Annotated in this window: 13 protein-coding genes; 5 read left to right on the top strand and 8 right to left on the bottom strand. The window is 69.7% G+C overall.

Features of this window, described 5'->3' with window-relative positions; genetic code table 11:
• Positions 1-78: 78 nt before the first annotated feature.
• Positions 79-351, bottom strand: coding sequence for a hypothetical protein (locus tag IEZ09_RS25190; RefSeq protein WP_189256227.1), 273 nt, complete (start codon positions 349-351; stop codon positions 79-81).
• Between the two features lie 234 nt (positions 352-585).
• Between IEZ09_RS25190 and lexA the strand changes: the two genes are divergently transcribed.
• Complete coding sequence (gene lexA / locus IEZ09_RS25185) at positions 586-1,263, top strand: transcriptional repressor LexA (RefSeq protein ID WP_030464922.1); 678 nt, start codon at positions 586-588, stop codon at positions 1,261-1,263.
• Here lexA and IEZ09_RS25180 read toward each other — a convergent pair.
• Positions 1,238-1,999 carry a GbsR/MarR family transcriptional regulator gene (locus tag IEZ09_RS25180; RefSeq protein WP_189256226.1) on the bottom strand — a complete coding sequence of 254 codons (762 nt, stop codon included), beginning with the start codon at positions 1,997-1,999 and terminating at the stop codon, positions 1,238-1,240. The genes lexA and IEZ09_RS25180 overlap by 26 nt on opposite strands.
• A gap of 109 nt (positions 2,000-2,108) precedes the next feature.
• Between IEZ09_RS25180 and IEZ09_RS25175 the strand changes: the two genes are divergently transcribed.
• On the top strand, positions 2,109-3,218 hold the full coding sequence (locus IEZ09_RS25175) for a cytochrome P450 (RefSeq protein WP_229812936.1): 1,110 nt from the start codon (positions 2,109-2,111) through the stop codon (positions 3,216-3,218).
• Between the two features lie 35 nt (positions 3,219-3,253).
• On the opposite strand, the gene IEZ09_RS25170 is transcribed toward IEZ09_RS25175, so the two are convergent.
• Genes IEZ09_RS25170 through IEZ09_RS25160 form a run of 3 tightly spaced genes read right to left on the bottom strand, consistent with a single transcriptional unit; the run spans position 3,254 to position 6,190 of the window.
• Positions 3,254-4,168, bottom strand: coding sequence for an SdiA-regulated/phytase-like domain-containing protein (locus IEZ09_RS25170; RefSeq protein ID WP_189256225.1), 915 nt, complete (start codon positions 4,166-4,168; stop codon positions 3,254-3,256).
• 35 nt (positions 4,169-4,203) lie between these two features.
• Positions 4,204-5,664 carry a GTPase HflX gene (gene hflX, locus IEZ09_RS25165; RefSeq protein ID WP_189256224.1) on the bottom strand — a complete coding sequence of 487 codons (1,461 nt, stop codon included), beginning with the start codon at positions 5,662-5,664 and terminating at the stop codon, positions 4,204-4,206.
• A 25-nt stretch (positions 5,665-5,689) separates the two neighbouring features.
• Positions 5,690-6,190 (bottom strand): ArsR/SmtB family transcription factor, encoded by a 501-nt coding sequence (locus tag IEZ09_RS25160; RefSeq protein ID WP_229812935.1) that lies wholly within the window; start codon positions 6,188-6,190, stop codon positions 5,690-5,692.
• Positions 6,191-6,244: 54 nt separating this feature from the next.
• Between IEZ09_RS25160 and IEZ09_RS25155 the strand changes: the two genes are divergently transcribed.
• Together IEZ09_RS25155 and IEZ09_RS25150 are read left to right on the top strand one after the other, a co-directional pair.
• Positions 6,245-7,486, top strand: a complete 1,242-nt coding sequence (locus tag IEZ09_RS25155; protein WP_189256223.1) for an MFS transporter — start codon at positions 6,245-6,247, stop codon at positions 7,484-7,486.
• Positions 7,479-8,375 (top strand): SMP-30/gluconolactonase/LRE family protein, encoded by an 897-nt coding sequence (locus tag IEZ09_RS25150; protein WP_189256222.1) that lies wholly within the window; start codon positions 7,479-7,481, stop codon positions 8,373-8,375. Before IEZ09_RS25155 ends, IEZ09_RS25150 begins: the two co-directional genes overlap by 8 nt.
• A 23-nt stretch (positions 8,376-8,398) precedes the next feature.
• On the opposite strand, the gene dapF is transcribed toward IEZ09_RS25150, so the two are convergent.
• The 3 genes from dapF to IEZ09_RS25135 are packed head-to-tail and all read right to left on the bottom strand — an operon-like array spanning position 8,399 to position 10,793.
• On the bottom strand, positions 8,399-9,220 hold the full coding sequence (dapF, locus tag IEZ09_RS25145; protein ID WP_189256221.1) for a diaminopimelate epimerase: 822 nt from the start codon (positions 9,218-9,220) through the stop codon (positions 8,399-8,401).
• Positions 9,208-10,116 (bottom strand): tRNA (adenosine(37)-N6)-dimethylallyltransferase MiaA, encoded by a 909-nt coding sequence (miaA, locus tag IEZ09_RS25140; RefSeq protein ID WP_189256220.1) that lies wholly within the window; start codon positions 10,114-10,116, stop codon positions 9,208-9,210. Before miaA ends, dapF begins: the two co-directional genes overlap by 13 nt.
• Positions 10,113-10,793: a class III extradiol dioxygenase subunit B-like domain-containing protein gene (locus tag IEZ09_RS25135; protein ID WP_189256219.1), complete on the bottom strand. Its 681-nt coding sequence runs from the start codon at positions 10,791-10,793 to the stop codon at positions 10,113-10,115. The genes miaA and IEZ09_RS25135 overlap by 4 nt, the downstream gene beginning before the upstream one ends.
• A 170-nt stretch (positions 10,794-10,963) precedes the next feature.
• Between IEZ09_RS25135 and IEZ09_RS25130 the strand changes: the two genes are divergently transcribed.
• A complete protein-coding gene (locus tag IEZ09_RS25130; protein WP_189256218.1) occupies positions 10,964-12,298 on the top strand; it encodes a DUF349 domain-containing protein in 1,335 nt (444 codons plus the stop codon).
• Positions 12,299-12,387: the final 89 nt, after the last annotated feature.

The following is a 12,387-nucleotide window of genomic DNA, read 5'->3' as shown; positions in this document are numbered from 1 at the left end:
GCCTCCGGGGGTGGTCTCGTCTGTCGCACCGAATGGTGGACAGGGCCACTTCCGTGAGGCTTCGGTTTCGCTTCGGTCCTACGGGGTGACGCCGGCCTGCTGGAGGTAGAGCACGCCGAGAGCGATGATCGTCAACGCGCTCAGCACGCCGACGGCGAGGAGTTCGAGCGCGGACTCGCGCTTCGGCCGGACCTCGCACGAGCTGGAGTCGCGTGAGGACGGCACCGCGACCGGGCGCGGTTTGGTCGCCGGGCGACGCGGCATGACACGGGGACCCGAACGGAGTGGACGTCCCGCTGCGACGTCCGCGTCCTCGACAACGCGCAACCGCTTCTCGACGACTACCGCCATGACGCCCTCCATCGCAGGTCAAGCACCATGATCGAACAAGGGTTCGATCGAACGTCCGTGCGAATTTCTACCAGACCGACCCGCAGGACGCCACAACACGCGCCCAAATACCTCGAACAGGTGTTTGATCTGTGCAGCAAACACGACTACCGTCGACCACGAAGATCGACGGAGGCCGAAATCCCATTCGAACTGGGGGCGGCGAGGAGGACAGCGACCGTGGCAGGCAAGACGATCGACCCGGATCCCGCTCTTGTGGAGACAGAGGTGAGCGAGATCGCGGGAAACGCCGGCCTGACCCTGCGTCAGCGCAAGGTGCTCGACGTGATCCGCGACTGGGTCGACCGCTTCGGCTACCCGCCGAGCGTGCGCGAGATCGGCGAGGCCGTGGGCCTCACCTCGACCTCATCGGTCGCATACCAGCTGCGCGCGCTGGAGCGGAAGGGCTTCCTGCGGCGCGACCCGAACCGCCCGCGCGCGGTGGGCATGCTGCCCGCCGAGATCGACCCGGGCCTCGACCCGATGTCCAAGCCGACGCCCGCGTACGTGCCGATGGTCGGCCGGATCGCGGCCGGTGGCCCGATTCTCGCGGAGGAGTCGATCGAGGACGTGTTCCCGCTGCCGCGCGAGATCGTCGGCGAGGGCGAGCTGTTCCTGCTGCGCGTCGTCGGTGACTCGATGATCGACGCCGCCATCACCGACGGCGACTGGGTCGTCATCCGCAAGCAGCCGACCGCCGACCAGGGCGAGATCGTCGCCGCCATGATCGACGGCGAGGCGACCGTGAAGACGTTCAAGCGCAAGGACGGCCACGTCTGGCTGATGCCGCACAACCCGGCCTACCAGCCGATCAACGGCGACGAGGCCACGATCCTCGGCAAGGTCGTCACCGTGCTTCGGCGTCTCCCGTAGCTGGTGTCCCGGCTTTCTCGCGAGCGGCCTTCTTCTTCTCGAAGAAGTCGAGCCACTTCTTCCTGGTGGACTCCATGTCCACCACGACGAACGCGAAGAACTGCCCCATGTCCTTGAGGCGCGCGCCGACGGGGGTGTCGACACCGAAGATCTCGGCACCCTCGAGCGCGGTGTTCGCCCACACGGAGTTGCGCTGGGCGCTGCTCAGCCACGCCCGGTACCAGAGGTCGTCGTCGAGGAAGTAGCGCATGCGCTTGCCGTCGCGCTCGCTGCGCAGCAGACCGAGGTCCTGCAGGTACCTCGTGGACCGCGACACGGTGCCGGGACTCACCGACAACCGCAGCACCAGCTCGGTCGCCGACAGGCTGCCCTTGTCGACCATGAAGATCTCGGCCAGGATCCGCGCGGCCGTCTTCGGGATGCCCGTCTGCGCGAACGACGCGACCAGCCTCAGGTGGAACTCCTGCACCTCGCCGGGACTGCGCCCGAACGAGTACGCCTCCTCGTCGACGTCGAGGTCGTCCACGGCGGCGATCCGCCGCATCGCCCGCTCGCTTGCCGCCCGGTGCGCTGCAGCCGGCCGGTAGTTGTTGTGGCCGCCGTTGCGGACGACTTCGCGCTGGATCGTCGAGGCCGGCCTTTGCAACCGCCTCCCGATTTCGGAGTACCCCAGGCCGTCCCACAGCCACTGGGCGATGAGCTGCCGTTCTTCTTCATCTAGCCGCTTACCAGGCACAACCTCATCGTGCCTTGCACTCCAAGCCATTGCAATGAGTCTTTTGACTTCGTCCGCAAACGTTTTTAGCTTGCAAGAAGGGGAAAGACCTCGTTGCAAGGGGGAGGCAATGCCACTCAGCCCGATGACGTACCCGGACGGGCACGCCGGCTGGCGAGCGCACGACCACACAACCGTGCGCGCGGTGCTCGCCGACAACCGCTTCAGCATCCGCCCGGACCTGATGCACAACCCGTTCGGTCCGGGCAGCCCCGGCGACGCGCCGCCGTCACCGCCCGGCGCGTTCACCGACCACGACCCGCCCGACCACACCCGCTACCGCAGCAAGCTGACCGGTCAGTTCACGGTCCGCCGGATGCGGCTGCTCGCCGAACGCCTCGAAGCCATCACGGCCGACCACCTGGAGGAGCTCGCGGCACAGGGCTCGCCCGCGGACCTGGTGGAGCACTTCGCGGTGCCCGTTCCGGCCTTGATGATCTGCGAGCTGCTGGGCGTCCCCTACGAGCGCCGCACGGAGTTCCAGCAGGACGCCGTGCTCCTGGCCGGCGGCAGCGGCGCGGACGCCGGCGAGGCCGAGGCGATGTTCGCCGCCTTCGGCCGGCTCCAGCAGTTCATGCTGGAAATGGTCGAGGCGAAGCGGGCGCGACCGACCGACGACGTGCTGAGCGATCTCGTCAACGCGGGCACCGATCTCACCGACGACGAGATGGCGGCCATGGGCATGGCGTTGCTCGGCGGCGGCCTCGACACGACGACGAACATGCTGTCACTCGGCACGCTGGAACTGCTCCGCGACCCGGCGCGGGTGGACGCGATGCTCGCGAATCCCGACGCCGCCGTCGAAGAGCTCCTGCGATATATCAGTCTGACGCCCGCCACCGTGCGCACCGCGTTGGAAGACGTCGAGGTCGACGGCGTCCACGTCCGCAAAGGTGACACCGTCCTCGTCGAACTGCGGTCCGCGAACCACGACCCGGCCCGCTACGCCGATCCCGGCGTGCTCGACCTCGCCCGCGGCGCAACCGGGCACCTGGCGTTCGGCCACGGCATCCACCAGTGCATCGGCCAGCACCTCGCCCGGATCGAGCTGAAGATCGCCTTCCCCGGCCTCTTCACCCGGTTTCCGAAGCTGCGCCTCGCCGTCCCCGAGGACGAACTCCCCCACCGCGCGAGCCTCGTGATCGGCGGCCTGGAACGCATGCCGGTCGCCTGGGACTGATCACCCGGAGGCCCGCCGAGCCAACACCCCCGTGGTCAGGCGCGGCGGCGGAGGCGCAGGCCGATGACGAGGGCGGCGATCAGGACGATGCCGCCGAGGGTCAGGGCCAGGGGCCAGTTCTGCCAGCCGTTCGAGGAGGTCGGCTGCGGGGAAGCCTGGGGCTGGTCGGCTGCCGGTGGCGGAGCGGTGGTCGTCGGGGCGGGTGGCTTGGCCAGCGCGGCGGCTCCGGCGACCGCGCGGATCGGGGTGCCCGCGCCTTCCGAGGCGGAGAGCAGGGTGCCGTCCGGGTCGAAGGCGATGGCCTCGCCTTGGGGTTCGTTGGGCAGCGGGACGCGGACCGGGTCGCCGGACAGGGCCTTGACGACGTCACCGTCGGGGACCGGGTAGAGGTAGGCGTCGGTGTAGGTGCGCACGGCGATGACGGAGCCGTCGGCCATGGAGGCGGCGCCGGTCACCAGGCGCGAGTCGAGGGTGCCTTCCAGGGGGCCGCCCGGGGTGTCCGTGGTGGACAGCGTCACGCGCGCCACCTGCTCCAACGGGACTGATATATCGGTTCGGAGCGAGGCCGTGGGGCGATATACCAGTGCGGAGCCAAGAGGCTCCTTGGTGACGATGTACGGGGTGCCGGACTTGTCGATGAACAACGCCTCGGCGTCGTGTTTGCCGTCCGGATAGGTGACGCGGAACCGCTCCACGGCGCCCGAAGGCGAGACCTTGTGCAGGGCGACCGTGGAGCGGGACTTGTTGTTGTCGCCGGTATCGGAGGCCCAGAGGGTGCCGTCCGGCGTCATCGCCAGGTCTTCGACGTCGAACGGGTCGACGGGCGCGGTGATCGTGCGTTTCACGACGCAGTCGCGCCCGAGGACCTGGATGCGCAGCGTGCCGTTGTCGCTGTCGCTGACGGCGAAGAACTGCTTGCCGTCGGACGTGAGCCCGGAGAGCTCCTGCATGGTTACCGGGCACACGTCCACCGGTGGAAGCGGGATCAAGCAGGTGTCCCGTTCGTCGCGAACTCCTCGAGCACGCCGGCGAGGTCCGGGCGCACGCGGGCGCTGAGCAGCGTGCCCGACTCCGTGTGCTTCTCGGACAGCACCTCGCCGTCGCGGTGCACGCGGGCGACGACCTCGCCGCGCGCGTACGGCACGAGGGCCTCGACCACGACCTCGGGGCGTGGCATGAGCTCGGCGATGCGGACCCGCAGCTCCTCGATGCCGAGGCCGGAGTGCGCCGACACGAACGACGCGTCCGGGAACAGGTGCCGCAGCCGGGCGAGGCCCAGGTCGCCCACCGCGTCGATCTTGTTCACGACGAGCAGCTCGCGCGGCATCGGCGTGCCGGTCTCCTCGTTGATCTCCGCGATGACCTCGCGCACGGCGCTGACCTGCTTCTCCGGCATGCCGTCGGAGCCGTCGACCACGTGCACGAGCAGGTCGGCCTGGCCGACCTCCTCCAGCGTCGAGCGGAACGCCTCGACCAGCTGGTGCGGCAGGTGCCGGACGAAGCCGACCGTGTCCGTCAGCGTGTACGGCAGGCCCTCCGGGGTCACCGCGCGGCGGGTCGTCGGGTCGAGGGTGGCGAACAGCGCGTCCTCCACCAGGACACCGGCGTTCGTCAGTGCGTTGAGCAGCGAGGACTTGCCCGCGTTCGTGTAGCCCGCGATGGCGACGCTCGGGATCTCGTTCGCCGTGCGGCGGCTCCGCTTGGTCTCGCGGATGACGCCGATGGCGGCGATCTCGCGGCGCAGCTTGGCGATGCGCGCGCGGATCCGGCGCCGGTCGGTCTCGATCTTGGTTTCACCGGGACCGCGCAGACCCACGCCGCCGTTGCCGCCGCCGGCACGACCACCGGCCTGCCGCGACAACGTCTCACCCCAGCCGCGCAGGCGCGGCATCAGGTACTGCAGCTGGGCCAGCTCGACCTGCGCCTTGCCCTCCTTGGACCGCGCGTGCTGCGCGAAGATGTCCAGGATGAGCGCGGTCCGGTCGATGACCTTGACCTTGAGCCTCTCCTCCAGCTGACGCAGCTGGCCAGGTGAGAGCTCACCGTCGCAGATCACCGTGTCCGCGCCGGTCGCCTGCACCACGTCACGCAGCTCGGCCACCTTGCCGGAGCCGATGTACGTCGCGGGGTCCGGCTTGTCGCGCCGCTGCACGACGCCCTCGAGCACCTCGGAACCAGCGGTTTCGGCGAGGCGGGCGAGTTCGGCGAGTGATGCGTCGGAGTCCGCGGCCGTGCCCTCGGTCCACACCCCGACGAGCACGACCCGCTCCAGGCGAAGCTGCCGGTACTCGACCTCGGTGATGTCCTCGAGCTCGGTGGACAACCCGGCGACACGGCGCAGTGCGGCGCGTTCGGCGAGTTCGTAGTCACCCGTCGAGAAGTCCTCTTCCCACGTGGGGTCGTCGAACTGCGGGTCGAACTCTGTGCTCTGGATGTTTTCCGTCATTTGCCCTTCATCGTCCCATGGACCGTCAGTCCCCCGGATACACCGCGAGGTAGATCGCCACACGGGGAACTTCCGGCTTGACCGGTTGCGCGGCCAGCTCATCCATCAACGTCGCGAGCCGCTGCTTTAGTTCCTCCGGGTCGACGGTGACGACCAGGCGGCTCTGATCCACGTCCTCGAGCCCGATGTCGGCAACCTCGCCGAGAAAAGCGTGCAGCATCGCTTCGCCGACGGCGACCATATTTTCGCTGTTGTCGAGCTGCCACGACAGGCCTGTCGACCGATAGGGGATCTCCTTGGCCCCCCGGTTGCCCGCGCGGGGCGGCATGGCTTCGAGGAACCCGGCGGCCACGAGCTTGCGCACGTGGTGCAGCGTCGTGGCCGGGTCCTTGCCGAGCCGCTGCGCCAGCTCCTTGTTCGTCAACGGCCGGTCGAACGTCATGCGGATCATCCGCAGCCGCAGGTCAGAGCTGAGAGCTGCGGCTTCTTCCTTCGTCGCGGGACGCCGCTTGCTGGAGAGAGGCACGGACCCAGTCTAAGTGATTGACAGTTTCCAATCACTCAGCGCAGACTCCTCGGCATGGCGCTTTGGGGGCACCCCGACTTCCGCAGACTCTGGATGGGCGACACGATCAGCCAGTTCGGCTCGAGTGTCGGCATGACGGTGATCCCGCTGCTCGCGGCGGGTGTGCTGAACGCGACACCCTTCGAGATGGGCCTGCTCGCCGCGGCGAGCATGATCGCGTTCCTGCTGATCGGACTGCCCGCGGGCGTGTGGGTCGACCGGATGCGGCGCAAGCCGTTGATGATCGCGATGGACGTCACCCGCGCCGCACTGCTGCTGAGCGTGCCGGTCGCGTGGTGGCTGGGCCTGCTCGACCTGCCGCAACTGATCGTGGTGAGCCTCGCGGTGGGTGTGTGCACGGTGTTCTTCGACGTCGCCTACCAGTCGTACCTGCCGTCGCTGGTCGGACGCGGCCAGCTCCTCGAGGGCAACTCGAAGCTGCAGGCCAGCCTGTCGGTCGCGGAGGTGTCGGGACCGGCGATCGGCGGCTACGCGGCGCAGTTCCTCGGCGCGGCGAACAGCGTTCTCGCCACCGGGATCGGCTACCTCAGCTCGGCGTTCTTCCTGGTCCGGATCAAGACCGTGGAGCCGGCGCCCGAACGCCACGCCGACCCGCACCTGCGTCGCGAGGTCATGGAGGGACTGCGGTTCGTCTTCGGCAACACCACCCTGCGCAAGATCGTGGCCTGCACCGGCACGTCGAACTTCTTCCACGGCATCCAGCAGGCCGTAATGGTGTTGTTCCTGCTGCAGACCGTGCGGCTGAGCGAGGGAACGGCCGGCCTGGTGCTCAGCGCGGGCGGTGTCGGCGGTGTGCTCGGCGCCGCGTTCGCGAACAAGATCGGCCTCGCGGTCGGGCAGGCCAGGATGATCTGGCTCGTCCCGCTGGTGACCTGGCCGCTCACCCTCGCGCTGCCGTTCATCTCGGACGGCTGGGGCCTCGTGCTCCCGATGGCCGGCCTCGCGGTGAACGTGTTCGGGATCGTCGTCTACAACATCGGCCAGGTGAGCTACCGGCAGGCGATCTGCCCGGACCACCTGCTCGGCCGGATGAACGCCTCGATCCGCTGGGTGGTGTGGGGCACGACGCCGCTGGGCGCGCTCCTGGGCGGCGGGCTCGGCTCGTGGATCGGCATCGTGCCGACGCTGTGGGTGTCGCTCATCGGCTCCATCGCCGGGGTGGCGTGGGTGCTGTTCTCACCGTTGCGGACGATGCGTGACCTGCCGGCCGTAACTAGCGTCGACGCCCATGGTTGACACGAAGGTTGTTCGCGACGGTCTCCACTTCGGCGAAGGACCACGGCGCGGCCCCGACGGCCGGCTCTACTACTCCGACTTCTACGCGGGCGAGGTGCACGCCCTCGACCTCGCGACGGGCGACGACGAGGTCGTCGTCGCCTTCGACGGCCAGCCGTCCGGGCTCGGCTGGCTGCCCGACGGACGCATGCTCGTCGTGTCCATGCTCGACCACACCGTGCGCCGCCTCGAAGGGGACGACCTCGTCCTCCACGCCGATATATCGGATGTCGCGACCTTCCACGCGAACGACATGCTCGTCTACGGCGAGGGCCGCGCGTACGTCGGCAACTTCGGCTTCGACCTGCACGGCCTCATCACCGAGGTCGGCATTCCGCGCCTGCTGGAGCCGGACTACGAACCACAGGGCGCCGCGCTCGCGCTCGTCCAGCCCGACGGCTCCGTCGGCGTCGCCGCCGAGGACCTCAAGTTCCCCAACGGCATGGCCCTGCTGCCCGACCCGACGGGCGAGTCGGAGAGCGGCACCATCCTGGTCGTCGCCGAGACCCTTGCATTCAGGCTCACTTCGTTTTCGGTCGACCGAAACGGATCGTTGCAAAACCGCAGGGTGTGGGCCGATGTGAAGGAGTTCGGGATCGCGCCGGACGGGATCGCGGCGGACACGTCGAGCACGGGCGGCGACGGGGTGTGGGTGGCGCCGGCGTTGCAGGCGGCGGCGTTCCGCGTCACCGAGGGCGGCAAGGTCACGCACCGGGTGGAGACGACGCAGATCTGCTTCGCCGTCGCGGTCGTCGGCGACACGCTCGTGTGCCTGACGGCGCCGGACTCGCATCCGGACGTGGTCAAGCAGGAACGGCTCGGGAAGATCGAGGTCTACGACCTCGGCTGATATACCGGCTGCGGTATATCAGTTCAGGCGAGGGCGTCCCACCAGGACTTGTCGAGTTCGCCGCGCGCGACGAGCACGGCAGGTCCGGTGAGCGTGGACGTCGTCGGCTCGATCGTGACGAACACCTGGCCGCCGAGGACGTCGACGGTCGCGGAGCCCGTCGTCCTGCCCTGGCCCGCGAGCCACGAGGCGACGGACGCGACGGTGCCGGTGCCGCACGAGCGGGTCTCGCCGACGCCTCGTTCGTACACGCGCATCCTGAGAGCACCACCCCGCGGCGTGTCGGGGTCGAGGACGTTGATCAGCTCGACGTTGACGCCGTGCGGGAACATCACCGGGTCGAAGCCGGGCGGCACGGTGAGGTCGAAGCCGTCGACCGGGGTGTCGGTGACGCAGGCGAGGTGCGGGTTGCCGACGTCGACCGCGAAGCCGCCGATGCCGTGGCCGTCGACCGCGGCGATGGACGTGCCGGTGACCCGCGCGGGGCCCATGTCGTTCGTGACGGAGCCGTCCGGATGGGTCACCACGGTCCTGTCGCCTGCCCGCGTGCCCACCACGAACTCGCCCTGCGGCTGGTGGCCCGCGTCGACGAGGTAGCGGGCGAAGACGCGCAGGCCGTTGCCGCACATCTCGGCGATGGAGCCGTCGGCGTTGCGGTAGTCCATGAACCACTTGCCGCCGGAAACGCCACTGGTGCGCACGACGCGCAGCACTCCGTCGGCGCCGAGGCCGCGCTGCCGGTCGCACAGCGCCTGGACGCGCGCGGGAGTCAGGTCCAGCTGGTCATCGAGGTCGGGCAGGATGACGAAGTCGTTCTCCGTGCCGTGCCCCTTCACGAACTCCACGGCACCAGGTTACCGGCGGCTTCGACGAGATCGGGGCGCGCACCGTCCAACCAGGTGATGCGCTGGTCACGCCGGAACCACGACCGCTGCCTGCGCACGAACCGGCGGGTGGCGCGTTTGGTCTCCTCCACGGCGAAGTCGATCGTGCACGCTCCGTCCATTGCGGACAGCACCTGCTGGTAGCCGAGTGCGCGCGAGGCGGTCTTGCCTTCGCGCAGGCCGAGCTTCACGAGAGCGCGCACCTCGTCTTCCAGGCCGGCGGCGAACATCAGGTCCACGCGCAGGTCCACGCGGGTGTCCAGTTCGGACACCTCGCGGTCGATGCCGATCTGGACGGTGCCGTAGCGGGCGGGGCCGGGTTTGGGGAGGTTCGCGGAGAACGGCTCGCCGGTCAGCTCGATGACCTCCAGCGCGCGCACGATGCGGCGTCCGTTCGAGGGCAGGATCGCGATCGCGGCGGCCGGGTCGAGCTCCTGCAGGCGCCGGTGCAACGCCTCGGGGCCGACGGCGGCCAGCTCGGCCTCGTAGCGCTCCCGCACCGCGTCGTCGGTGCCGGGGAACTTCAGGTCGTCCAGCACGGCCTGCACGTAGAGGCCGGATCCGCCGACGAGGATCGGCGGGCGGCCGGCGGCGAGCAGGCGTTCGATGACGGCGCGCGTCTCGCGCTGGTAGGCGGCGACCGACGCGGTCTCGGTGACGTCGAGGACGTCGAGCAGGTGGTGCGGGATGCCGCGGCGTTCGGCCATCGTCATCTTCGCGGTGCCGATGTCCATGCCGCGGTAGAGCTGCATGGCGTCGGCGTTGACGACCTCTCCCCCGAACCGTTCGGCGAGCGCGACGGCCAGGTCGGACTTGCCGGTCGCGGTGGGGCCGACGACAGCGATGGGGGTGATCACGGACGCTCCCAGACGGCGACGTGGTAGCCCACGCCGAACGGTGCGAAGAACTCGGCGCTGACACAGCGCCACGGTCCGGGCACGCCGGCGAGGATCTGCCACGCCGCACGGCCCTGCGCGCCCAGCTCCCGGGCGAGTTCGGGGTCGAGGTCGAGCAGGCCGTCGGTGTCGGCGGCGGCCATCAGGTCGTGCACGTGCGAGTCGAAAGGTCCCGAACGCTCGTCGTGGGAACCTGGCGAACGCAGGCCGTGTCTGGTGGAGCCGTCACCGAGGATCAGCAGTCCGGCGTCCTCGGAAGCGAGTTGTTGTCCAAACGAGACACAGTCGGAAGGTGGCAGGTCACGGGGCACGAGCTCAATGCGTGACACCTCGGCTGCGCACTGTTCCCGCAGCCACGCGGTGATTAGCACTGGCAACGGAATCCGGGGGTCTGGAATCCCGTCACCGCCGAGTGACACGGGCACGTCGACCCCATAACCGAGAAAAGTTCCCGACAGCGGTGGCACGACCGTCGCCGGGCCGCTGTCGTCGACTGCGACGGCGACCCACGGACCGGGCAATTTCCCTGCTGCGGCAAGGGTTGCGGCCCGCACGGGCTCGGTTTCTGCGGCGGCTCCCGCGACCAGTTCTGGCACCAGAAGTGGTGGGTGCGGCACCACCGCGGCACGGGTGATCACGACGAATGAGGCTACCTATCGTGGACTCCCAGTACCGAGTCGAGCTCTGACCTGTTTGAATGCGCGCGGGGAACTGGGGACGGGAGACCCTCCAGCGCCCGTATTGCATCGGCCCCGCCAGTGGCGGGGCGCCCGTGGCAGGCACGGGCGTCAGATGGGAGGAACCGGCGATGTCGGAGCAGGACAGCACACCGGAGGTCGCGGCGGAGACCGCTCCGGCCGAGGGTGGAGTCGAGGAAACGCCGAAGGAGACCGTGCAGGCGACGCCTCCGGCCGTCCCCGTGGCGTCGGACCACCCTGACCGCTGGGGGCGCGTGGACGCCGACGGCACCGTGTACGTGAAGACCGAGGACGGCGAGCGCGCCGTCGGGTCGTGGCAGGCGGGCGAGCCGGTCGAGGGCCTCGCGCACTTCGCGCGCCGGTTCGACGACCTGCGCACCGAGGTCGAGCTGCTGGTGACGCGGCTCCAGTCGGGCGCCGGCGACCCGAAGCACGCCCTGACCAGCGCGAAGCACGTCAAGGAGCAGCTCGCCGAGGCGGCCGTGGTCGGCGACCTCGCGGCGCTGGCCAAGCGCGTCGACTTCGTGCTCGAGCAGGCCGAGGCGGGCATGGAGAAGGCGAAGGAGGCCAAGGAGGCCGCCCGAGCCCAGTCCGTGGCGCGCAAGCAGGCGCTGGTCGAAGAGGCCGAGACGATCGCGAACGAGTCGACCCAGTGGAAGGTCGCGGGCGACCGGCTGCGCGCGATCCTCGACGAGTGGAAGACCATCCGCGGCGTCGACCGCAAGACCGACGAGCAGCTGTGGCGCCGGTTCTCGAAGGCGCGCGACGCGTTCAACCGCCGTCGCGGCTCGCACTTCGCCGATCTCGACCGCCAGCGCTCGGTGGCGAAGTCCGCCAAGCAGGCGCTGGTCGAGGAGGCCGAGAAGCTCGTCGACTCCGACGACTGGGGCCCCACGGCCGGTCGCTACAAGGAGCTCATGGTCGAGTGGAAGGCCGCCGGGCGTGCGCCCAAGGAGGCCGACGACGCGCTGTGGCAGCGGTTCCGCGCCGCGCAGGACGCGTTCTTCCAGCGGCGCTCCGAGGCCTTCAGCGAGCGCGACGCCGAGTTCGCGGCGAACGCGAAGCTGAAGGAGGAGCTGCTCGCCGAGGCCGAGACGATCGACCCGTCGACCGACCTCGAGGCCGCGCGCCAGCACCTCTACAAGATCCAGGAGCGCTGGGACGCGATCGGCAAGGTGCCGCGCGAGCGCATCCGCGAGCTCGAGGGCAAGCTGCGGGCGATCGAGGAGAAGGTCCGCGGCGCGGTCGACGCGCAGTGGCGTCGTTCCGACCCCGAGGCCGAGGCCCGCGTGGCGCAGTTCCGCGAGCGCGTGGAGCAGTTCGAGGCGCAGGCCGCGAAGGCCCGTGCCGCGGGCGACAAGCGCCGCACGGAGCAGGCCGAGGCGCAGGCCGCACAGTGGCGCGAGTGGCTCGCCGCCGCCGAGCAGGCGCTGGCGACCCGCTAGACCGTCCAACGCCGGAGGCCCCCTCTCAGGGCTTGGGTTCTAGTGGTCGTCGCAACACCTCAGTTGAGGGGTTGCGATGGACTTCGAGA

The organism is Lentzea flava, from assembly GCF_014648475.1.
GTDB lineage: Bacteria > Actinomycetota > Actinomycetes > Mycobacteriales > Pseudonocardiaceae > Lentzea > Lentzea flava.
Note: the sequence above shows the minus strand (reverse complement) of the source record. Positions and strands in the feature narration are given on the sequence as shown.